This window comes from Lacticaseibacillus sp. 866-1 (assembly GCF_016861825.1).
Lineage (GTDB): Bacteria > Bacillota > Bacilli > Lactobacillales > Lactobacillaceae > Lacticaseibacillus.
This window is the reverse complement of record NZ_BOLU01000018.1, coordinates 1-22,069: the sequence shown is the minus strand read 5'-3', so window position 1 is coordinate 22,069 and position 22,069 is coordinate 1. Positions and strand designations below refer to the sequence as shown.

25 protein-coding genes are annotated in these 22,069 nt (G+C 51.6%); 15 read left to right on the top strand and 10 right to left on the bottom strand.

The window, feature by feature from the left end; translation table 11 throughout:
- Positions 1-3 precede the first annotated feature (3 nt).
- The 11 genes from JUE30_RS06920 (at position 4) to JUE30_RS06865 (ending at position 10,959) form a co-directional block, all read left to right on the top strand.
- Positions 4-333 carry a hypothetical protein gene (locus JUE30_RS06920; RefSeq protein WP_203624213.1) on the top strand — a complete coding sequence of 110 codons (330 nt, stop codon included), beginning with the start codon at positions 4-6 and terminating at the stop codon, positions 331-333.
- Positions 323-913: a hypothetical protein gene (locus tag JUE30_RS06915; RefSeq protein ID WP_203624212.1), complete on the top strand. Its 591-nt coding sequence runs from the start codon at positions 323-325 to the stop codon at positions 911-913. Before JUE30_RS06920 ends, JUE30_RS06915 begins: the two co-directional genes overlap by 11 nt.
- Complete coding sequence (locus JUE30_RS06910) at positions 900-2,807, top strand: VirB4 family type IV secretion system protein (RefSeq protein WP_203624211.1); 1,908 nt, start codon at positions 900-902, stop codon at positions 2,805-2,807. Before JUE30_RS06915 ends, JUE30_RS06910 begins: the two co-directional genes overlap by 14 nt.
- Position 2,808: 1 nt before the next feature.
- A complete protein-coding gene (locus JUE30_RS11245) occupies positions 2,809-3,879 on the top strand; it encodes a C40 family peptidase (protein WP_239061375.1) in 1,071 nt (356 codons plus the stop codon).
- 14 nt (positions 3,880-3,893) lie between these two features.
- Entirely contained in the window at positions 3,894-4,514 is a 621-nt protein-coding gene (locus JUE30_RS06895) for a hypothetical protein (RefSeq protein WP_203624210.1), read from the top strand.
- A gap of 15 nt (positions 4,515-4,529) precedes the next feature.
- On the top strand, positions 4,530-5,345 hold the full coding sequence (locus tag JUE30_RS06890; protein ID WP_203624209.1) for an ABC transporter ATP-binding protein: 816 nt from the start codon (positions 4,530-4,532) through the stop codon (positions 5,343-5,345).
- Between the two features lie 290 nt (positions 5,346-5,635).
- Positions 5,636-5,887 carry a hypothetical protein gene (locus JUE30_RS06885; RefSeq protein ID WP_203624208.1) on the top strand — a complete coding sequence of 84 codons (252 nt, stop codon included), beginning with the start codon at positions 5,636-5,638 and terminating at the stop codon, positions 5,885-5,887.
- Positions 5,888-6,331: a hypothetical protein gene (locus JUE30_RS06880; RefSeq protein WP_203624207.1), complete on the top strand. Its 444-nt coding sequence runs from the start codon at positions 5,888-5,890 to the stop codon at positions 6,329-6,331.
- On the top strand, positions 6,324-7,580 hold the full coding sequence (gene mobP2, locus JUE30_RS06875; RefSeq protein WP_203624206.1) for a MobP2 family relaxase: 1,257 nt from the start codon (positions 6,324-6,326) through the stop codon (positions 7,578-7,580). Before JUE30_RS06880 ends, mobP2 begins: the two co-directional genes overlap by 8 nt.
- Positions 7,581-7,631: 51 nt before the next feature.
- Positions 7,632-10,079 carry a DUF3991 and TOPRIM domain-containing protein gene (locus tag JUE30_RS06870; RefSeq protein ID WP_203624205.1) on the top strand — a complete coding sequence of 816 codons (2,448 nt, stop codon included), beginning with the start codon at positions 7,632-7,634 and terminating at the stop codon, positions 10,077-10,079.
- A gap of 13 nt (positions 10,080-10,092) precedes the next feature.
- Positions 10,093-10,959 (top strand): DNA/RNA non-specific endonuclease, encoded by an 867-nt coding sequence (locus tag JUE30_RS06865; RefSeq protein WP_203624204.1) that lies wholly within the window; start codon positions 10,093-10,095, stop codon positions 10,957-10,959.
- A gap of 184 nt (positions 10,960-11,143) precedes the next feature.
- Here JUE30_RS06865 and JUE30_RS06860 read toward each other — a convergent pair whose 3' ends face one another.
- From JUE30_RS06860 to JUE30_RS06815, 10 genes are all read right to left on the bottom strand, one after another.
- Positions 11,144-11,530, bottom strand: a complete 387-nt coding sequence (locus JUE30_RS06860; protein ID WP_054663366.1) for a type II toxin-antitoxin system PemK/MazF family toxin — start codon at positions 11,528-11,530, stop codon at positions 11,144-11,146.
- Positions 11,517-11,741, bottom strand: a complete 225-nt coding sequence (gene mazE, locus JUE30_RS06855; protein WP_054663376.1) for a type II toxin-antitoxin system PemI/MazE family antitoxin — start codon at positions 11,739-11,741, stop codon at positions 11,517-11,519. Before mazE ends, JUE30_RS06860 begins: the two co-directional genes overlap by 14 nt.
- A 128-nt stretch (positions 11,742-11,869) precedes the next feature.
- Entirely contained in the window at positions 11,870-12,220 is a 351-nt protein-coding gene (locus JUE30_RS06850) for a hypothetical protein (RefSeq protein ID WP_203624203.1), read from the bottom strand.
- 12 nt (positions 12,221-12,232) lie between these two features.
- On the bottom strand, positions 12,233-12,484 hold the full coding sequence (locus JUE30_RS06845) for a hypothetical protein (protein WP_054663372.1): 252 nt from the start codon (positions 12,482-12,484) through the stop codon (positions 12,233-12,235).
- A 991-nt stretch (positions 12,485-13,475) separates the two neighbouring features.
- Entirely contained in the window at positions 13,476-14,342 is an 867-nt protein-coding gene (locus tag JUE30_RS06840; protein ID WP_239061374.1) for a hypothetical protein, read from the bottom strand.
- A 6-nt stretch (positions 14,343-14,348) separates the two neighbouring features.
- Complete coding sequence (locus JUE30_RS06835; protein ID WP_239061373.1) at positions 14,349-14,687, bottom strand: hypothetical protein; 339 nt, start codon at positions 14,685-14,687, stop codon at positions 14,349-14,351.
- Positions 14,688-14,756: 69 nt separating this feature from the next.
- The gene (locus JUE30_RS06830) at positions 14,757-14,972 is read right to left on the bottom strand and encodes a hypothetical protein (protein ID WP_125706269.1); all 216 of its coding nucleotides are present in this window, start codon (positions 14,970-14,972) and stop codon (positions 14,757-14,759) included.
- Positions 14,973-14,983: 11 nt separating this feature from the next.
- Complete coding sequence (locus JUE30_RS06825) at positions 14,984-15,451, bottom strand: JAB domain-containing protein (RefSeq protein WP_054664861.1); 468 nt, start codon at positions 15,449-15,451, stop codon at positions 14,984-14,986.
- A 490-nt stretch (positions 15,452-15,941) separates the two neighbouring features.
- The gene (locus JUE30_RS06820) at positions 15,942-16,550 is read right to left on the bottom strand and encodes a recombinase family protein (protein WP_054664864.1); all 609 of its coding nucleotides are present in this window, start codon (positions 16,548-16,550) and stop codon (positions 15,942-15,944) included.
- 243 nt (positions 16,551-16,793) lie between these two features.
- The gene (locus JUE30_RS06815) at positions 16,794-17,777 is read right to left on the bottom strand and encodes a hypothetical protein (protein ID WP_203624202.1); all 984 of its coding nucleotides are present in this window, start codon (positions 17,775-17,777) and stop codon (positions 16,794-16,796) included.
- Between the two features lie 269 nt (positions 17,778-18,046).
- Here JUE30_RS06815 and JUE30_RS11305 point away from each other — a divergent pair, with 269 nt between their 5' ends.
- From JUE30_RS11305 to JUE30_RS06800, 4 genes are all read left to right on the top strand, one after another.
- The gene (locus JUE30_RS11305; protein WP_255533293.1) at positions 18,047-18,175 is read left to right on the top strand and encodes a hypothetical protein; all 129 of its coding nucleotides are present in this window, start codon (positions 18,047-18,049) and stop codon (positions 18,173-18,175) included.
- A 130-nt stretch (positions 18,176-18,305) separates the two neighbouring features.
- Positions 18,306-20,036 (top strand): MutH/Sau3AI family endonuclease, encoded by a 1,731-nt coding sequence (locus JUE30_RS06810; RefSeq protein WP_203624201.1) that lies wholly within the window; start codon positions 18,306-18,308, stop codon positions 20,034-20,036.
- A gap of 103 nt (positions 20,037-20,139) precedes the next feature.
- The gene (gene dcm, locus JUE30_RS06805; protein WP_203624200.1) at positions 20,140-21,405 is read left to right on the top strand and encodes a DNA (cytosine-5-)-methyltransferase; all 1,266 of its coding nucleotides are present in this window, start codon (positions 20,140-20,142) and stop codon (positions 21,403-21,405) included.
- A 129-nt stretch (positions 21,406-21,534) separates the two neighbouring features.
- Positions 21,535-22,069 (top strand): IS6 family transposase (locus JUE30_RS06800; protein WP_203624199.1); only part of this gene is annotated, 535 nt, incomplete at its 3' end.

Genomic DNA, 22,069 nt, shown 5'->3' with positions numbered 1-22,069 from the left:
TGTATGTACCATCAAGTCCAGTTCTCAAAGAAGATCAACATTAAGAACCAGTACAGCAGCCATCTCACAATTACCGATTTCTTCGTGATTCTTGCTGCGTCCGGGGTGCCATGGCTGGCCTTCTCACGCCTGTTCCCGGCCGTGCTTCAGTTACTCCCGGCGGTGTTGGGAGCGGGAATCGCGTATATCTTAGTCTCCCCATCAGGGATTCCAGAAAAGAAAACCTACCAGGTCATCTGGCAGGTGCTACGTAAGCCGCGCCGAGTCTACCACAGCATTGATAACCCACGGTGGCGTCTGCTATTCAGAGAGGGGGAGAAACATGGCCTTTGATGCCGTATCCGTTCGCAAGCAAAAACAAGACAAACAGTCAGCAGCGCTTGCAGACAAGAAAACCAAGGTGACGGCAATATTTCCGGTGACCGGAATTACCGAGAAAGGGTATCTCACTCTTCACGCTGGTATTTCAGACTATTACGCGGAGGTGTTCAAGCCTAAGAAATATGACCTGGATCGCGTAACCCTTGAAGAGGCTGATCAGATTGAAGCTGGCTCCTGGGATTTTATGCGTCAATATTCTGCCTCAGTGAAAGAGGTCTTCCTCAACTTTCCAGAATCCAACAAGACCCAGCAGCATTACTTCCGCCATCTGATTGAGACCACACGTGACCCGTTCCGCTTGGAGATGCTGCAACGAGAACTGCTCAACATGCAGTATCTTGAGAGTCACTACCGTAAGCTCTCAAGTTGGATCTGGGTGTTTGGCGATACTGTGCCTGAGCTTGAGCGGCATATTGAGTCTGCCTTGCAGTATAGCAGCGTCTACGGCTTTGAACCGACAACCACGGTAGAGAAACAGACTATGCTGCACCTAATGAATAATCCGGGGGTGATTGCACATGAAGAAGAATAAAGGGCTGGACGACTCGTTCGTTTACCGCATCCAACCGCAAGGAGGCATAGACACTCGCAACGAATACTACACGCGCCTAGGTAACGTCTACCTGGCCTGTGTACACGTGTATGAAATCCCAGATACCTTCACTGATTTTTGGCTGAAGGAGATTACTAGCATTACCGGGGTCACCGTCACAGTGGACTACTTCACCAATCAAAACCTTAACTACAAAAAGCGCATTGAGGGTTCAGTTACTGAGCTGGAGGTGCAGCGCTCCCATGCCAACACGACGACAGAACGCGACCTGATTGACCAGGAGCTAGACCCGTTGCGCGACCTGAGCATTGCTCTCAACAAGCAAGGCGAGGTAATCAAACAGGTGCATATTAGGGTCTACGTCTACGCTAGCAGTCTTGAAGAATTGAATACCAAGGTCAACCGAGTTATCGGACGACTCGACAGCAGCGCCTATCAGGGCGCTGTTTTCTTGGATGAGAATGCCGACGAGTACCAGTCGATGTTTCTGCCGATGACGGCGCAGCGCCAGCTCCCCAGCCGCCGAGAAGGGCTCCCATTGAGTGGCCAGGTAATGGGGTTAGGCTTTGCCCACAACCAAACTAGCCTGGCTGATCCGTATGGCTCGTACTTTGGCTATACGCCTACTGGCGGCACTGTGTATTGGGATATGTTCCGAGTTAGCCAGCAGCGGACGTACTACAACACGTTCCTGAGTGGCGACTTAGGTTCAGGTAAATCGACGTCGATCAAAAAGATGCTTTGGGAGCGAGCCATTCGTGGCGATATGGTGCGCGTCTTTGACCGCTCCGGTGAGTTTGCCGACCTGGTTCACCGTTTCCGCGGCACCGTGATTAACTTGGATGGGAGCCAGGGTCGAATCAACATGTTCCAGGTCTATCCCACTGCGGTTGATGAAAAGACCGCTGACGTGGACGTGACGGCTTCCTACCGAGCCCATATTGGTAACCTTTCAATCAAGTACCGGCTGGTTGACAGTGATGCGGACGCACGAACAGCAAGTGTGTTTGGTACACTGTGTGATCAATACTACAAGTCCAACGGTTACCTGGATAAAGAGGCCAAGCCAATTACTAGTTTAGCCAGCGAGGACTATCCGACGTTGAGCGATATTGTCGCCTACATTGAGGAACGTCGCCGCGATGAGCCAGACGATCAAATGTCTAAGTATTACAACACCATTCTGTTGACCCTTCGCCGCCTGGCGACGATGTATGGCCAGCTCTTTGATGGCTATTCTTCACTGCCACCCCTGCAAGATGTGCAGCTCGTCTCGTATCAGCTGGATACGATTGATCAAATGGAAGAGGGGATTCAAGACCTGGCCATCTACAACGCCATCATGGACTCTTACAACAACTGCATGGCGGTGGGTCGCCGCGAGAAGAAGGCTTTTGACCACCGCGAAAAGACACTGGAGGATGTTCAGCACTGGCTGATTATCGTCGATGAATGCCACACGATTTTGAACACTGATAAGGCGTTTGCTGCCGACTTCTTCGTTAAGCTGATGTCTGAAGGCCGCAAGATGTTCGGCGCGATTGTGCTAGCAACGCAGCGCCTTGAGCGTATGTTTCCGAACGGCAGCAACGTTTCTGATCGGGATATGGTCAAGGCGGTCAACTCCCTCAATCAGATCTATTCCCTGTGCCAATACAAAGTGCTTCTGAAGCACGACGTTTCCACCATCCAGACTGCAAAGAACCCTGGGATTCTACGTCGTCTGTTCGGGGGCATCATGACCGAGCAGGACTTTGCGACGATTCCTAACTTTGATAAAGGGGAGTGCTATCTACTGACCGGGCCAAGCAAGCTGCACATGCAGTTCCAGGTCACTGATGATGAGCTGAGGGTCTTCGCAGGGGGTGCTTGATATGGAGCAATCCACAACAATGCGTCGGGTCTGGGCCGGTTGGCGCTGGCGAAAGTGGCTGGTACCACTTGGTCTGGGTGTGGCGGTTCTTCTCCTGGGGCTGTCGCTCATGATTGGCATTCTCGCCAGCGTCGATGCGTATATGGGGCGAGAGGCCGATGACTTTGCCGCCGACGCCGGAAGCGGCGGCTTGCTGACCAACATGGCTTTCGACGCGGCGGTATTTCACGCCGCCTGGGATAAAGGGTTCGGGCATGGCGTGCTGGCTAATCAGGAGCAATACACCATTTCCGCAGCTCAAAAAGCGGGTGTTAATCCGGCGCTATTCGCCGCCATTATGGCTAACGAATCTGGCTGGGGCACCAGCCGTGCTATCCGCGTAGACAACAATCCTAGTGGTCAAATGAGCGGCAACCAGGTGATTCACTTTAGTAGCATTGAGGCAGGCATCGACGGCACCGCAGCCACACTCCACAACCTGGTCGTCGTGCGTGGGCTGAGCACCCTGACTGCTCTCCAACAAGCCTATGCACCAGTTGGGGCTGGCAACGATCCAGGAAATCTGAACTCAGGTTGGTTGTCGGCTGTGACCTCAATCATTAAAAAATTCATGACTCCGGCGGACGCTGATGCGCTGCTCACCGGCAAGGGAGCAAGCAACGCTAACGTCAAGATTATGGGAGACAAGATGAGCTACTTTGATCAAGCCTACGCCGCAGCAAGAGCTCAACTTGGCAAGCCTTACGTCTTTGGCGCGAACGTTTCCGGCGCAAACCCGGCCGGATTTGATTGTAGTGGCCTGGTACAATGGGCGCTACGGAAGACGGGAATTTTCTTGCCCCGTACCGCTCAGGATCAGTACGATGCAACCAAGCGGTTAAGCAAGAGCGAAGTGAAGGCCGGAGATTTAATCTTCTTCGAGCACACGTATTCTGGGCCGCGTATCACACACGTTGGCATTGTCCTTTCAAGTACGCAAATGATCAACGCTGCGGGCAGTAATGTTAATATTGCGACCTACACATCGTCATACTGGCAAGCACACTTTGCCGGCTTTGGCAGAGTCAAATAAGGAGGAGTTAGGAAATGGCAAATGGGAAAATCGTATTTGGGTTAGCAACCTGGGCGGTTCTGGCCACCGGCGCAGCCGGAGTCGGATGGTATCAGGTTCATCAGGAAGCCGCAAAACCACGCACTAATGTTGTGGTGAATAAGGGCGCTGGCAAGACAACGACCACAACGTCAACGCCGCAGGATTCCGGCACCTCGCAAGCTGAAAAAGCAGACGCAAAAGAGCTTGCTTCTTTGAAGGCAAGCAACGATACAATCACCAAACGCGCGAAGGCTTTCGTCACATTGCACACACAATTTTATGAGAACGCACGTAAGCAACACGACGATATTGAGGCCATCTCAACGAAGAAGATTGCCGACGACCTGGTTGTCGTACCGACCGGCGGCATGGCCGCTGACAACTTCCGTTGGAGCACGACTTGGTACAACCGAGACGTGCAGATTCAGCCGGAAAACGGCAATGAACGCCAGGCAACTGTCCGAGTGGTCTTCGATTTGAGCGGAGCAGGAAACACGAACCCACAGAAGCAGGACATCCTCTATCGCTTCACTTTTAAGGACGAGAAAATCACCGAGTGGAGTGAGTATGTTTACGCAGAGATGGAGCCTGGCGTGTCTATGAACCAACAGTAGAAAGGAGGAGAAGTGTTGAGTGCTTTTAGTTCAACAATCACGATGAGGCCACAGAATCGGGCCGAGAAAAAGTTCATCTATCTCCTCGTAGGAATCATCGTCGTTGTCGCCGCTGCCTTTGCAGTGGCTTTTTTATTTCCCAAAAGCAGCACAGCAAGTGGCGTAAAACCAGATCAGTCTTTTACCCAAGGCGACAACCAATTCACTTTCGCAGGGGCATCACGCTACGCCAACAAAACGACGTATCAGTTGAACCTCTATGTGAAGGACAACCAGATTGATCCGTTGCAACCGATCACTGCCAACGTACGCACTCGCAGCGCTGGCAATGGTGAAAAGCTGCCAGCAAAACTGGTTCAGGTAAGCGAAGATTTCTACGCCTTGGTCGTGAAGAACGTGCCTGATAACCAGACGAATCTGTACGTCGCTATCGGCACAAATAAGCAACTGAACGGCGGCCTTTCCATGTCATCTTCGCAGCCAATTAGCATTCAAAAAGCCGTCTGTTTTGACAAGAGTTCAACACCATCTGATCACGTTTTGGAGCAGGAATACTTCACCTACATGGTTCATTTCTACGGCAAACGCATCACCGCATATCGTCAAAAAGTGAAGGACGCTGACGCCAATATCGCAACGCTCAAGGCTACTTTGAAGAAGCAGAAAGCGTCGCTTTCCGTTCAAACCGGATCGCAAAAGGCCGCAACAAAGCAGAAGATTTCGGACACCGAAAGCTCACTGAAGACGCAGCAAACCGAACGAGCATCTGCACAAAAATCAATCAAATCTGCACGCATTGCGCGCCAAAAATACCAGAAGCAGTTGAAATAGCGTGAGAACCATGGGGTAGCATTCATGAGCATATTGATAGCATTTCAGAAAACGAGACAATTTGAATTGCTTTCAAGGGGTATCAAACGCCCTTGAAAGGGGTAGCAAGGAGCCTAATTCCGCTAGCATCTAAAATCAACCGGCACTGCGGGTTCTATCATGATGTGATAGCAGATTTCTATTATGCTCTTTCAAATGGCTTGGGCTTTTCGCCCCAGCCAGGTCTTTGAACCGCTGCGCCTCAAGCGGCAGTAGAAAAGCGTGCATGTTACTAGAGAGGAGATCGGACTATGGCAACGACAATCATACGGAACATTAGCAGTGCAGACCTAGTGGTGGTGGACGAAGCAGCTACTAAAAAAGGCATCTCAAGGGAACAATATCTGAGACAGCTTATTCACTCCCATGCGACTGACTACTACGTCAATGATGATAGAAACAATCTCGCTGAAGTGCTTGAAAAGAACGAAAAGGTTCTTGTGGAAGCCACGATTGCCTTAAATAGTTTTGTGTCACTTTTAACAGCAAACAAGGAGGGCTAGATGAAAAAGGAACGACACTTTGTCTACCTGGAAAGCGACACTCCCGGAAAGCTAAGCTGGTCGTGGATTGAGAAGTTTCAGCATGACCGTGGTTTGAAAAGTCGGGGAGAAGCATTGGAAGAACTCTTTAAAGAATACGCAATGCTTAAAGTGCAAGCCGAGAGTCAAAGCTCCTTAGCAAAAGCCATTGCCAAGGAGGTAAAACCGCAACTCGATCTCATCCGTATTCGGACGGGTTACGTCGATAAGAACGTTCGGGTGCTGACCAACTTACTCAACTCGTACTTGATTATCAGTGGCATGGAAGACGCAATTCCTGTGACCGATGTTATGGCAGAATCTGTTACCGCAACGCAGAAGCAAGTCGCAGACCAGATTCATGCTTACCAGGTCGCACGTAAGGATAAGTTAACAAGATCGAAGCCTGGTGACGACGATGAGTAAGACACCGGGCATCGTAACGGTAATGAAGTTTGTACCAGCAGCCGACAAGAGATTCAGTGGTTACGTGAACTATATGGACCGCCCCGACGCAATGCGAAGTGATCACTTCAAGGACTGGAACGTTAATCGCTTTGATGGATACAACCACTACATGAATAACCCTGAAAAGAGTAAAGGTTTGTTCACCGCTGGAAAAGATTCTTTATCGCAGGAGGAACGCACTGAACTGAAGCGCCAGTTTGCTCTTGCACAGAAGAATGGATCGTTGATGTGGCAAACCGTGGTGAGCTTTGACAATCGGTTTCTGGCCGACCACGGACTTTATGATATGCAAAGTAAACAGCTCGACCAAGAGAAGCTCCAAGAGTCAATTCGCCATGGCATGAGCGGACTTCTAATCAACGAAGGACTTGCTAATACAGCGGTATGGTCGGCATCAATTCACCTTAATACCGACAACATTCACGTGCATATTGCTTTTGTTGAACCCGAACCAACCCGCCAGAGTATCATGATTCATGATTCCGAGGGGCAGGCAAAAGAAGCGGCAAACGGAATGATTAAGCGCTCGACAATTTCCACCTTTAAGTCGTCAATCGCAAATGAGTTAATCAACCGGGATCAATCGCTTGCTCGCCTTTCCAGCCTGATCCGTAACGAACTTCCGCAGCATGACTATGACTGGGGGAAGCTCCCGAACTTTGACTTGCTGCGGCTGTACCAGCAGATTTACAAGGTGCTTCCCGACGACAAGCGGAAGTGGAAGTACAACATGAACGCGCTCCAAGAAGTTCGGCCGCTGCTAGACGCCTTTAGCTCAAAATTTATGCAGCGGTATCACGGAAGCGAGTTGCAAGAGTTTGATCAAGCGCTGAAGGCCGAGACAGATTTTCGCGAGGCACTGTATGGTTCTGGTCAAGAAGGTAAGGAAGCTGGTCGGGCCAAAGACTACGAACACGGTAAGTATGATGAATTGTACGCCAGGATGGGCAACTCGATCCTGAGCGAGATGAGAAAGACAGACGACGCGGTTTATAGGAAGGAGCATCCGAACGGGCTCTCCAACCACAAGGCCCAGCGAGGCCAGCCTAACCAGGGCATCTTCCAAGCCTTGTCGTCTATCCGCCGGGCGCTTTCCGGCGACATGAAGGCGCGTGCGAAAGCACAGCGCGACTATGAACGAATGCAGGATGAAAAAGAAGCTGACCGCCAGCGTCAGCAGAATCAGGGCTATGGCCCTGAACGATGATCGCAGCCAATCAGGTTGCGATTTTTTTGTGCTCAAAAGGAGGAATGACAGATGGCAACAGAAGCAACGATTGCACCGGTCACTGATGATCAAATTCTCAAATACTTGGCCGATATTGGCGATGAACTGACGACTAACCCGCGTGAAGGCATCTTTGTTTTGCGCAACGGCAGTATCATCAGTGGTCAATATGAAATGGGAACCCGTGGCGTCGATCACAACGACCTTCTCGGCCTTTTCCCAGGGCTGGATGTAACCGACGGGCACGTTGAACCATGGGGCCAGGTTCATGCCGCGACGGGCGTTGTACGCCTGGTCGCTGAGTCTGGAAAGGCACTGGTCATGGAAGGCCAGGATCTGACCGCAGCGCAGCGGAAGGTCGTACGTGATGGCAGTTATGAAGTGGTGGCGGCTACGCCAGCCGTCACCCTTGCACCAGCATCCAATCAGTCGCAGCCTCAACATTCAGAACAAAGAGACCCGGCATCAATCGTACCGGAGGTACCACACGCGGCGACAGGGAACCTGGATGAAATCATGATTAAATCTGATCAGGCCAGCGCATGGTGGTTCAAACAGCTTCGCGAACACGCCGGGCAAGCACTCAAGATTACCCAGGTAGACGCTAATGGTGAAGAGCGATTGTATGCAACACTGACGAAGAGTAGCCGCCCAGATGTAGATTTACAACTGACCAGTTTTGCTAAGGACGGCGGGCCAAAGAGCCACCTGGAATTTAGCCAAAACACGCTGAAGGAATGGGAAAACAACCCGTTGCTGAGTGAGTTGCCGCATTCCTCGCCGGACACGCACTACCTGGCTAGCTGGGAAGAACAGACGGTAGAAAAGGCAAAACCAAAGTCCGCTAACAAGGGCATCACGGAGAAGATGATCTTGCATGCCAAGGCAGTTTCCATCCTTGATGTTGCCGCCAAGAATGGCGTGAACTTGGTACATGACGGAGGTGATTATTGGTCTTGGGATCAGCACGATTCACTGAAAGTGAATGCCCGAAAGAACCAATTCATTTGGAACAGCCGCCAGGTAGGGGGGTCAACCATCGACTTCATGATGAAGGTTGTCGGCGTCGATAACTTCCAAAAGGCAGTGACCGCATTAAACGACGACAGTCTCTCCACCACCAAAGTGGCTGCTGAAGACCGGCAACCGTTTAAGTACGACATTCAAAACTCTCAAGATTTCACCAAGGCTCGCGATTACCTAACGCTGGCACGCGGTCTAAATCCCTCGATTGTGGATCAGCTTCACCAGCGCGGCTTCATTCAACAGGACAGCAAGGGCAACGCGGTGTTTGTCTGGGCACATGATGGTGAGCGCGTTGGCGCTTCGATTCAGGGAACGACGATCGACAAGAAACGCAACGGCCCACGCGGTACCTTCAAGCAGATTGCTAAGAACTCAGAGCAGGACTACGGTTTCAACTTCTCCATCGGTCGGCCGAAACAACTGTACGTCTTTGAGTCGCCAATCGACGCGTTATCGTACTTGAGTCTGCACCCGCAAACAAAGGACACGATGTTCTTTGCGATGGATGGACTAAAGCCGCAGACCGTCACAAAAGCAATGGCATACTTTCATTCCCGCACTGGCGCCGTTCCCGAACGGGTCGGCTTTGGTGTAGACAATGACCCAGCCGGGCACCGCTTCTTTGATGAGATGATCAACAAACACGCTTTTGTGAACGTCAAAACCGGGGAGACCCTTCCATACGGGCACTTCATGGTTGATAACCTAGCAATTCCACAGGAACGCCTAAAGGTTCTGCAACAGCAGGCCGCCACCGCTGGTGTTCCATGGGAGCCGCTCGCCGCACTGGATAAAGTAGAAACCAACTTTCATGACGACAAGGAGGTCAACAACTGGTTTGGCCTGAAAGGCGGTTTCACTCACAGCGACGGAATGGCGGCCGGTGAAGCATATGAAGAGCGTACTGGCCAGCTGGCCGGGCTCATGCACGACCTGACCGGCCAAAATGGTCTGGATTATCAGGCGCTGGTCAAGCGCCTGGATCCGGCCCTCGATCCAACCATGCAACATGCAGTGATCACCAAGATAAAGTCATATGCTGGGCAGTACGAAAGGCTGGGCGTGAAACCGGTAAGGTATGAGATCAAAGATTGGAACGACCGACTGAAGCAGGTGCAAAACGAGAGCGGGTTTCCCACCCGCGTAATCGACCGGATTTATGCCAAGAAGGACGAAGAGAACGCACTGAAGGTGATTCAAGAACGGAACCAAGATGGTGACAATCGCTTAAAAGCGGTACAGGCGAATCAGCTCAATAAGGGTCTGTTTGAGGCTGACTCACCGCAGGAGATGGCCTACCTGATCAAGACCTATGGTTATAGCGCCGTTGATAAAGAAGACGAGCGAAAGTACCAGCAAGCACCAGGCGTCAAGGCAGAGGCATCGCAAAAGCAAGCTCCGGCATTATCTCAGCAGCCCGCACAGGCCGCCGCACAAGCAGCCGGACGATAGGGGGCCGGAAACAATGAAGACGAAGTATTTGGGCCGCCTCTTGACCTTGGGTGCGGCCCTGGTCGCACTCAGTGGCTGTAAGGCGGTGGATGGAATATCAAGCCTCCTCCCAGGAGCAACGGTGGAGAACAGTAAGGCCGACAACGCTTTAATCAAGACACCCTTCAGCATTAAAAAGTATCCGCAGAACTACATGGTGGTGAAGGACAACAAACCGGAGTTTGAGGGCGTGTTCGCGCGTACTGTTAGCCGTGACTTGAAGGAGCCTAGCTATATCACAGCGACGACTGATTACTCGACTCTTGATCGCGCCGGGAGAACCCAGGGCGTGACGGCAATCGTTACCTATCAGTCGATGATGTTTCACAACAGTAGTGTTGTCAGCCGGCCCGCCTTCCCAGAAGAAACGCGAGTTTCTGGCGAGTATTTGCATGCCAAATACACGGCAACGAAAGACTCAGTAGAGAAGGGGTGGCATGGCGGCATCAATAACAACCGCATTGTGCAACTCACGGGGTACCGGGGATACTTGTACAACAAGTCGCACCTGGTCGCCTGGTCACTCAATGGAGACATGCAAACCCACAACGTGATTCTTGGCACGCGGGCGCAAAATGTGGGCACCAACGACATGCGTAACCCTGGCGGCATGGCTTATCCTGAGACTCTCACACGAAATTACCTGCAAGCGCACCAGGACGAAGCGGTCGCATACCAGGCCATACCCATATATAGTGGATCGGAGTTGGTACCGCGTGGCGTACACGTGATTGTGCAGTCCCTCAAAAATCCGAACGGTCTGCGCCTGAGCCTCTGGGTCTTTAACCAGCAGGCGGGCGTTAAAATCAACTATAAGACTGGGCAATTCAGCCTAAAATGATGACGACACCTGTTTACGCATGGTGAATGATTATGCTTCAAAATTGCATTAGTTCCGTCGCCGACGCGGGCGGCGGGGCTATTTTTTTGCCCTATTTTGAGGCCGTTGCCGCATAGTTGTTCGCCGTCTCGCACAAAAACGCGTCAGAATCGCCTCTGACGACACCAAAAAAGGCTGATATTAGTCAGCCTTTGACTGAGCCACGCTTCCGGGGTTCAGTAGCATTGATTACGTCGTTGATTGTTTGTAACGCTTGCGCCAGCGTGTCGGTTGCAACGGTCTCGATCCGCTCAAATCGCCGACGACGGAAATCAAACGTATGAAATTGAAGCGGGTTGATGTACCCTTCCGTTTTCTTCTGGTGAAGTGGAATGAGCAGTCCGGTGTCTCTGAATCGGTTGCTGTCTGCATGAGTAATCGGGCACACGACCGCAAGGCCCGTTAATTTTGCGTACTGGGCATTGCTGACGACTAGGGCTGGTCGGCGCTTCTGAATCTCCTTGCCAGCACTGGGGTCAAAACTGGCACTCACGATGTCGCCTTTGTGCGGAATGTACTCAGTCCCACTCACTATCCAGCACCTCCTGGTCACCCAGTACGTCGTTTTGCTTGAGGTCTGCTTTGAACCATTCACCTTCAAATGGGTTGCGGTGCTTTGGGGTAAAAACGATGGCTCCGTCGGCTTTACGTTGCACGTCAAATTCCTGTCCTTCTTCGACGCGAAGTTCCTTTGGTACTGTCAGCGTCACAGAGTTTCCAACTGATCTGGCTTTGACTGTCATTCTGAATCGCCCCTCTCGTATACACGTAGTATACACCTCGGCGGGTTTTCTGTCCATTATATCCTTCGGGGAACACGTTCAATCGTCATTAGCGCATAGAAAAAAGCCGCCTCAACGGCGGCATCCTATTATTGTGCTTCCCAGAAAAAGTTGGCTGGCAGGTACTCGTCTCTCTCAACCTTGTTGAGTGCGTCCCACTCTGAAGCGGTCTTTCGCAAGATTCGTTTGATTTCCCGGCCTTCGTCCGCCACCATCTCTGCTTGCCACTGTGCAGTCGCCTGATTAGCGCCGGGGTCGGTAGACTCAGTGGCTGAAGTAAACGACAAGTCTTGAACAATACCATTGAAGATGACCTCTTCAGTTGAGGTTAGGCCCTGGTCAACGACGATGTTGTAGAACTCAGCATCAAGCAGATTCCCTAAACTTTCATCTTCGCCGTTATACGCTTCTACCAGCTTTGCAAAGGTTGCGATTTCCATTTTGGTTGCCTCCTAAAATGTCGAAACGTGAGCATCTTCGATTGCGTCAAGGATTTGGGTGTAATCAGATTTAGTTGATTGCTCATAGATTCTTGAGGAATAAGGTGATGTGACCGTGACCTGAACGCTGTCTTCTTTTTCAACGGTGCTGACGGCCACCAGTCCGAACACGTATAGCCCGCATCCATCGCCGCCGAACGTCTCGCCTTCCTCACCATAATCCGCTGTGGCCATCACGCTGTAAAAATCTGCTAGTGTTCTCATGTTTGCCCTCCTTGGCTTTTGCCCGACCTTCTACTGCGCATTTGCGCCTTTCGTTGACTCTCAACGTCGTAGCCGTAACACCGGGTTCCTGGAGCAAGCAAGGGTGGGCTGAGCGCAAAAAGTTTTGCCGGGCTTGCAAAAGTTTTTCGCCCCTTGCTGGCGGAAGGGTTCCGGTGTAGCCGCGCAGCGGCGGTAGGCGGAGCGTGAGAACCAATGAAAGGCGCCAGGTCTTGCTGGCAGATCGCCAGGCGCTGCACAGCAGCGCAAGCCTTTGAAACTACCCGTTCTTGGTAGTTTCAGGCCGCCGCGCGGCCGAGGGAGCTTCTGGAGGCGACAAACGAGTGCGGCTGGGTTTTGCCGTACCGTTTACTATGCTGCATCCTTTTGATCGTTCGCTTCGTGATCTGTGTTGCCCGGAGGGCGTGAGGGGGCGTGGCCCCCGCCCTCCCAGCCGGGACGGCCGCCGCACTGCTCCCTCGGCCGCGCGGCGGCTACCCGGCGAGATGGCAATCAAATACCGTCAAACGCTTGTGGCTCTAAGCATTTGACGGCATCTGTGATATAATATAGGAAGCAGAAAAGTTAATGAGCGGTGGTATCTTCATATTCGGGAGAAGGTGAGGCTTATGGGCGTAAGGTTCATAACCTTTAATTCCAACGGAAGGAGGTACGGGTTTGCTTTTGATTGGCGCTTTGGCGACAATCACGGCCTTTGTCAGTGCGCTAGCTCTGCTTGTCCTCGCGGTAACGCGATTGGTCAATGCAGTGCGCAAGCTGATGAAAGCAACCGGCTTCGTCCGGAAAAAATGAGCAAACTAAAAGCCGCTTCAACTTTGGCGAGAGGTCGCGGCTTTAGTTTGTGACTTTTGTACCACCGTTCTTTAAACGGCTTCTGCTGTGGAAGGGCACTCCTTGTGGGGTGCCTTTTCGCTTGTCTATATTATAACACGGTCTCAATGTGAAGGAAACGGGCCAGCTCCCGCTGGGCCTCTTACGCCACTTGATACACGCCGCGTGTGACACGTTCAAAATAGCGTTCGTCCTGCACCACCTGTCGGGCCTTTGCTTCCCAGTTAGGGTTTCCTTGCGCCTTGGCAGTCTTGGCCAAGGCGTCGTATAGGTCGGCCAGCTTCGTAACGCCGCGTCCCCTGACAATAGAATAGATGAGGTCCCGCCAAGTTGCGTGTGGCATGTCGGCCATTGTTCGGGTGAAGTCTTTGGTGTACTTGATGTTGACCTGCCAGATTTCGCCCTTTTTGAATACCAACAAGTGCTCGTGCGCGATAGGGACAAACGTCCCGCCGTAGCTCTTCCGCCCGCTAACAGTGTTGAACTGCTCCTTGATGAGGTGACACTCTAGGTCGCCGTACCAAGTCATGTCTTTAATAATCGAGTAGTAGTGGCCTTTCTTGCGAACGTCTCCGACTAGGAAAGCATGTCGTCCGCCCTTGACCAGACTGTCGTATATCTTCTCGTTGATAATGTCTAGCTCCTTGATGAAGTCCGCGTAGGGCATGGCATTTGATAGGTCGTCCGGGTCGTAGGCGCCGCGTTGGGTCGCGTAGTCGATGATGTCCCAGTACGGCGGGTGCGAGAACACAAAGTCTGACTGCACCGGCATGTCGTCCTTGAGCGCGTCCCAGCCGGTCAATAGGTCTAGGTGAACACTGTCAGTGAGGCCAAGGTCGGTAGCTACGTCCTTGCCCGTGCCGCCACCGCTAAAGACCTCCACAAATTTCTTCGGCCGATACGTCTCTAGTAAGTCTTTGATGACGTGGCCTGATACGTTACCTCGGTAACTGCTCTTGCCCCACCGGCCCCGGTCTTGGTAACTTAGAATGCTTGATTTCAATGGCATTTTTGCTCACGCTCCTAACATTGCTTGGTCAAATACCGCTTTCAGGTCGGGGGCCAAAAGTCCGCCGTCGGGCCCGGCCAGCGCCGCTAGCGTGGCCCGATTGACGGCCTCCAGCTCTTGCTGGCTGGCCTTACTAGGGTTGATGCCCAGCTCAATGCACAACAAGGCCGATACGTACCATTCACGGTTTCCCTTGTTGAACTCCACCAGCGTCTTGTAATAGGCATTAACCATGCTGACGCTAACGCTGTCCGCGACAACCTCCTCTAGCTGTTTGGTGAGGAGCTTCTTGTAGTGTTTTTTGGGTACCACGGTTTCATTCCAGCAGTACGTCATGTCCTGCATGGTCTGGGCCAGCTTGTCGGCTGGTTACTTCACAACGTCCTCGTATACCGTCTTCATACTGTCCGCCTCCTATCCGATGTAGTCCATGCCGATGATTACGTGCTCTGGGTTGTCGGCCTGTGCAACGTTCACACCGTACTCGTCTGGCCGTCGAACGGATTGTGCAAGAATGCTCTGCTTGCCCGCTTTAAGAGCCTCTAGCTCATTGCGTGCGCTGACGTGTTCCGACCAGTCGGCCTGCTCTCCCAGAATTTGATACCCGCAATAGATGATATATGATTTCATGATTATCCCTCCTAGGCCATGTGGGCGTTGCTCTTGATTGAGTACGCGTCTTCCGGCGATACGACCAGACTATCTAACATTTTGATACCCACAACGTTCCCGGCTAGCTCCATTGCTTGCATCTGCTGGCGGTCTGCGTCCGATGGGGTGCAATCACCGCTGGGGTGGTTGTGAGCCATGATGAAGCTCACGGCGTTGCACAACAGCGCTGATTGTAAGATTTCGCGTGGTGCGGCAAGGGCCTTGTTGACTGTGCCAATGAACACGCGTTGGGCGGCGATGACTTGGTTCTTAGTATCTAGGAACATTGCCAACAGACTCTCGCTGGCATCGTCGCCGATGATTTGTTGGGCCACGTATGTTGCCGTGAGCTCGCCAAGGATAGGAACCCCGGCCCATGACAGCGGTATTTTCGTTTGCACCAGTTTCACAGATGTTACCATAACCGCATTTTGAGTTACTTTGATTGTCGTCTTCATCAGATTACCTCCTGGGCTTCCGGCCCGACCTTCTACTGCGCATTTGCGCTTTTCTTCATCTCTCGACGTCGTAGCCGTAACACCGGGTTCCTGGAACCGGCAAGGGTGGGCTGAGCGCAAAAAGTTTTGCCGGGTTTGCAAAAGTTTTTCGCCCCTTGCCGGTGGAAGGGTTCCGGTGTAGCTGCGAAGCGGCGTTAGGCGTAGCGCGAGAGATGAAGAAAAGCGCGGCGGGCTTCTGGCGGTACGCCAGGCACTGCGAAGCAGGGCAAGCACTGATCACTCCTTCTGGATTCTTGCAAGACCGCAAAACAGCAGTAGGAGACTAAAGTAACCGTGGCGTGCGCAAGGGCCCCCTGGGCGCGCCGCCACATAACGTTGAACAGCCTACACTCGGTTTGTGAGTGCAGGCTGTGGCCTGGCTTGAAGGATCAAAAAAAGAGAACCACCATCCTGGTCTTCTCAACCTGGGCACCGGTTCTCGTTTCTGTAATCAGTCCTTGAGGTGATCTCTCTTGATGATTCGGTAGACAGTACTGCGCGCGACGCCGATTCTTCGCGCAACTTCCTTTGTGGGCACGCCTTCGCCAACAAGCTTCACCAGCTGCTCGTAGGCCAAACGATTCTTGGCGTTCTGAACGTCGGCGGAGTACAAGATTCGGCCACCTTTATACGCGCCGCGTTTCTTAGCTTCGGCGATGCCTTCTTGTTGCCGCTCCAGAATCTTTCTGCGCTCTTCCTCGGCCTGGTATTTGTTCAGCTCCAGGAAAATGTTGATGATCAGGCGGCGCAAGTTAGGTTCCTTGATCTCGCTAAAAGTAGGCAAACTCAAGATGTTCAGCATAGCGCCTTTGCTGTTGATGATCCCGATGACCTGGCTCAGCTCAGCGTTATTGCGACCCAGGCGATCTACGCTAAGCACCGCCACCTCGTCGCCTTCATGGATGTAATCAAGCATCGCCCTGAGCTGCGGCCGCTCCAGGTTTTTGCCGCTTAGCTTGTCGGCAAATACCTTCGTGACGCCCGCCTGGTCAAAGGCGGCAAATTGACGCGCCAAATTTTGATCTGTCGTGCTGACTCGCGCATAACCAACTTTGGCCATTAGTGTCCACCTCTCTGCTTAGCGTGCAAGTCGTGGTTGAGGCCGGCCTGCTGCAAGGCTAGCTCGGTCGCGAGTAGCCGATTGATAAGTTCCGAAGTTCGTTCGCCACTTGTGCTTTTGACCTGGTCTAGCACTAAGCGCTGCTCAGGCGTCATTGTGACCTTAATCTGTGTATTCGTTGCCTTGATTGCCAAAGTTACCCCACCTTTCAGCACAACTTTGGGCCGAGTTGGCCCACTTTGTCTAAATCTCCTCAAGCTCGATGTTGTCTAGGTTCGCGTGCGGGTGATCTTTACGATAAGCCTTGTACGCTTCCGTGCGGTTGAGACCGCGATATTGGCCAGCGGGTTTGCGGTATTCTCGTTCAGTACCATCCTTTTGCGTGCGTCGCGTGACCTTGATTGCCTGGTACTTTCTGGGCTTCAGCACCGGGGCCTGGTCTGTTGGTACATACACAGGTTTGTCTTCTTTGCTTAGCGCCTCATAGGCTGGACGCAGCACTTCTGTTTCCAGCAATGGCGGGTGTCCTTCCTCCCAGGGCTGATCTTCAACCAGAGAAAGATTACCGCTCACCACTTCGGTCTGCTGGGTTGGCCAGTACCCCCGGCCAGCGCCTTCCCATCTAATAATAGGTTCTTCAGAGAACGGGCTGAAGAACTCATTTTCCCGTCGTGTCAGTGCCGCAGCACTGTAACGAACCTTGAACCTTGGCTGATAGCCAAACTGCTTCTCCAGCTCCGCTTCGATTTCGACGCGTTTCTCCACCGGATAGGCGCGGAATATGCGGCTCTCCGTATGCAGCCTCGGCAGCTTTGATTCCCATTGCCACCAGGCGTCCAGGTGGTCACTTGCAAGCGTTTCGCGTTGGTGCCAATCAAAGCTAAACGGATCCAGCTTGCTTCGGTCTGGTGTTTTGACGAGGAACTTGCCTTCAAAGGAGGCCGTGATAACGTCCGCCGACTCAATCACATCAAAGCCTCGCGGAGGCTGATCATCTGATGAGTGCCCGATAACCCCGGCATACAGATCCAACGGCCGGATCGCCTCTGCCTCACGTTCCTTCAATGCTGCGCGCTGGCTTTGTACCATTTTCTCAACTGCAACGAGATCGTCAGCCGTGGCGTATCGTTGGATGAAGCGCTTGGTTGCACTTCGATCGCTAGCAATCCGGGTCGCTTCTCGGTGAGCTGCGTTCCATTTCTGCTGCTTACTGATTGTTTTCGCCAATGCCTTCACTCCCGTCGTTGTGTTCTGATTAAGCGATTCCGACTATTTACTTCTATTATAGATGGGGTTCTCCGATAAGTACATACACATGTACCGAACCGTGGAAATTTCTTTTTCTTTGATAATACACCCTGGTGGGACACGATAAACGTTAATTTGACGGGTTCCGAAAATGTCCCACCAGGGTATACCCTGATGGGGCAAACGTTTTCCATTGGCTGGGCGATGAGCAATCAGACCGCGTAATCTTTTGATAAGGGGGTGAGAGCATGGATGCGGTGACAATTGTCATTATCGATGGGTCAAGGGTTAGTGAGCTGAATGTCATCGACTTTTTTACAGTAGAGGAAGCTGCAGACTACTTCGCCGTTTTGATTAACCTGTTTGGCACTAATTGAATCATGCACAGTCGTAAGATTCGTGCTTTGTGAACTGACATACTGCGTTTCGAGCCTATGACGTTTATAATTAGCCTTAATCGTGTTTAATTGAATGAACACACAAATGAAGATTGAGGCGGTGGGCCAAATGGCAGCAAGCATTGAAACAGCCGTGAAGCAATGGGCGGACGATCAGATTCGAGATCTCGGGTGGCATATTATAGCATCAGAAAATGAAACGGCAGATCCTAGCATTGATCAATCGTTAAAGTCAAACCCCTCCAAAACCGGCGGTAATGGTGGCGGCCGTCCAGACTTCACAATCATGCTAGATAATGGCGAAAAAACGCGGGTAACATTTATCTATTACTTATTAGGAGGAACCGTCATGCCAATTCCCAGTCATCACATTACCGAATCTGATCTGCTCCGTCGGCTCAATGCTGCCGTTGACAAAACACTCGGCGAATTAGATGTAAAGGGTGAATTTGATTCCGTCAAACAATTCCCGAAGAAAACTGGCGTTGCTGGTAATGTCATCGAAAACTCGGTCATCGGCTATCCCTCCGACAACGCGCAGCGACCGGATCTCTCTGTCGATGGGCGGTTGGTTGAGGTAAAAACTACAGGTCTTCGCTACAAGAAAGGCAAAGCTCGCAATGCTTCAATCCCATATGAAGCTAAGGAACCAATGTCAATTACCGCTGTGTCACCAGATAAAATTGTTGAAGAGACTTTCTATGATTCAGACTTCTGGGATAAAATTGCCAACCTGCTGCTTGTCTTCTACCTCTACGACTCCGACAAAACCGTCACGGCGTCGCAATACGCCAACTTTCCAGTGCTTGGCTATGATTTCGTTCACCTGACGCAAAGTGAAATTGAGATTCTGCAGCAGGACTGGCTGCTTATCCAAGACTTTATCCGCGACGTACAAGCGCGTGGGATTGCCCCAAATGATGGCTATCCTGCCCTCTCCTCTGCTCTACGTAAAGACCTGATGTTCCTCGACACCGCGCCTAAATGGCCTCACCATCCGCGGATTCGTTTTAAGCGCACAGTTGTTTCGACCATCGCCGAACGCTACTTTACCAATCGCGTTGAGGCTGATGACACCAATATCGCGTCCTACTCTGAATTCGATCAACGCCTACATAACGCCGCTAAGAAGTATCACGGCATGACCGTGCGGCAGCTGCTGGATGCGCTAAACATCACCTGGAAACCAACCGCTGCAGGCGATGTCAGCAAGTCCATCGCTGAGACCATCGTCTGCACCATCTTCGGTAGCCCACACGCTAAATTCGCCAGCGTCCCGCTCTTTAAAGAGATGGGAATTAAGCCCAAAACGCTTGTCCTCTCCAAAAATGGTGGCCGTACTGAGGATACGAAGTTCTCAGGTATGGACGTGATGTCCTGGGGCAACGAAGACGATGAGTTCACTGACTCCGAAATCTACAACTACTTTGCCGAAACCCAGTTCCTCGTTAGTGTCTTCAAAGAACCATCAACTGACGCAAAACTGCTTGATAACGTCTTTCTTGGTTTCAAGCGATACTCCTTTAGTGATGCGTTCATCCGCAGCAAAGTGCAGCGGCTTTGGGATCACACTCGAACTCTACTCAATACAGACCAGCTCAAGGTCTCATACATGTACACAGCTACCGGCCAGCAGCGCTTCAGTCCCAAAACTAAGCTGCCGATGACCGAGACTAACTTGATGAAATCTGCTGACAACGATGTCTTCGTCCGTGGCACCGGCATTGATGGCAAGGACAAATCGCTTATCGTTCACGGCATTGCGACCTATCGTCACCAGGACATCTGGGTGAAGGGCACCACCATGGTCAAACTACTCGAAAACGAGGCTTATCTATAATCTCAGAAGTAACTAGTGATCAAACGAACACTTGATCGCTAGTTATTTTTGGTGTAAGCTAAGACTATTCTAAAATGAAATTCCGAACGGAGAGAAACAACTTATGAAAAAACGAGTCGCAGAACTATTCGCAGGAGTTGGCGGATTCCGGGTTGGACTTGATGCCTTGAATTCGGGCTGGCAAACGGTCTACGCAAACCAATGGGAACCTGGCCGCAAAAATCAGTACGCCTTCGACTGTTACGTCCGCCATTTTGGTGACACCAGCATCAACTCCAACGAAGACATTAATACCGTCGATAAAACAAAAATTCCAGACATTGACCTACTCGTCGGTGGCTTTCCATGCCAGGATTATTCGGTAGCCCATTCCGGTGCCAAAGGCATTGAAGGTAAAAAAGGTGTTCTCTGGTGGGACATTCGCGACACCGTTGACGCAAAACGCCCGCCATTTATCCTACTTGAAAACGTCGATCGCCTACTCTCATCACCGGGTCCCCGCCAGCGCGGCCGCGACTTCGGGATGATTCTCTTCACCTTGAATCAGCTTGGCTACGGTGTGCAGTGGCGTATGCTCAATGCCGCTGAATACGGCTTCCCACAACGCCGGCGCCGCGTCTTCATTTTTGCTTACCGCCGAGACACTGAATACTACAAAACCATCGAAGCCACTGGCAGCTTAGAAAAAGCAATCGTCGAACGCAGCGTCTACTCGACGGCGCTACCAATTATGCCAGAGCTCTCCCTTAAAAAAGAGACTACATTGGACGGTTATGACGGCATTGTTGACTTCTCCGACAACTTCTCCTTCCACTTCGAAAACACAGGCATCATGCAAGACGGTCAAGTCTTTACAGGCAAGTATCTACCTGCCTATACAGGCCATTCCACCACACTTGATGAGATTGTCCTGGATCATGTTGATGACGAAGAGCTCTTCATTGATCAAAAGCCCGGGCGCAAAGAAAAGTTCGAGTATCTAAAAGGCTCAAAGCGGGAAGAACGCACTGCCGCTACTGGATTTACGTACTTTTACGCTGAAGGTGGTATGGCCTTTCCTGATCCACTCGACCGGCCTGGGCGCACAATGCTGACGTCAGAACACAGCATCAACCGCAGCACGCACGTCATCCAGGATAAGGAAACCGGCCGCCTCCGCCTCCTGGATCCGATAGAATGTGAACGGATGCAAACATTCCCTGATAATTGGACCGCCGGTATGCCTAAGAGCGCACGCTACTTCATGATGGGAAATGCACTGGTATGCGGACTAGTCACTGAAATTGGCAAAGGTATTGATACCATCGTCGCCGACGAGGCAGAATTGAACTGTCACCCGAGTGACAGCCACGTGGCAATCGAACATTAGATCAATTGATAAAGCAGGAGCATAGCGCTGAGATTGCGCTGTGCTCCTGCTTTGCTGACTCGGTTCTGGTGCAAAGTTTACTCAGGGAGAGTGCATCCTGTATCATGAATTGAAACTGGAGGTTTTCAGATGACTGATTATTTTAAAGGACGGCAATTCAATCAATCAGTGATTACTTTTGCCGTAGGCTACTACTTGCGTTACAACATCAGTTATCGAGATTTAGTTGAAATGATGCGCGACCGTAGTATTTTCGTGCATCACACAACCCTCATGCGTTGGGTACAACATTACTCACCGATTATGCGGGCTCTATGGCGTAAGCGCCATCGGCGCACTTCCAAAAGTTGGCGTATGGATGAGACCTATATCAAGATCAAAGGTCAATGGAATTACCTCTACCGTGCCATTGATGATCAAGGTCTTACGCTTGATTTTCAACTGCGCAAGAAGCGTGACTTTAACTCGGCCTATCATTTTCTCAAACGCCTTTTAAAGACCTATGGTCTTCCACATCGATTAGTGACCGATCAGTACGGAGCGACCCTAAAGGCAATTAAAAAGCTTACTAGGGAAGGCTATCTGCACAAAGGTGTGCATCAGTGCTCCAAATATCGCAATAATCTGATTGAGCAAGATCACCGTTTTATTAAGCGGCAACAAG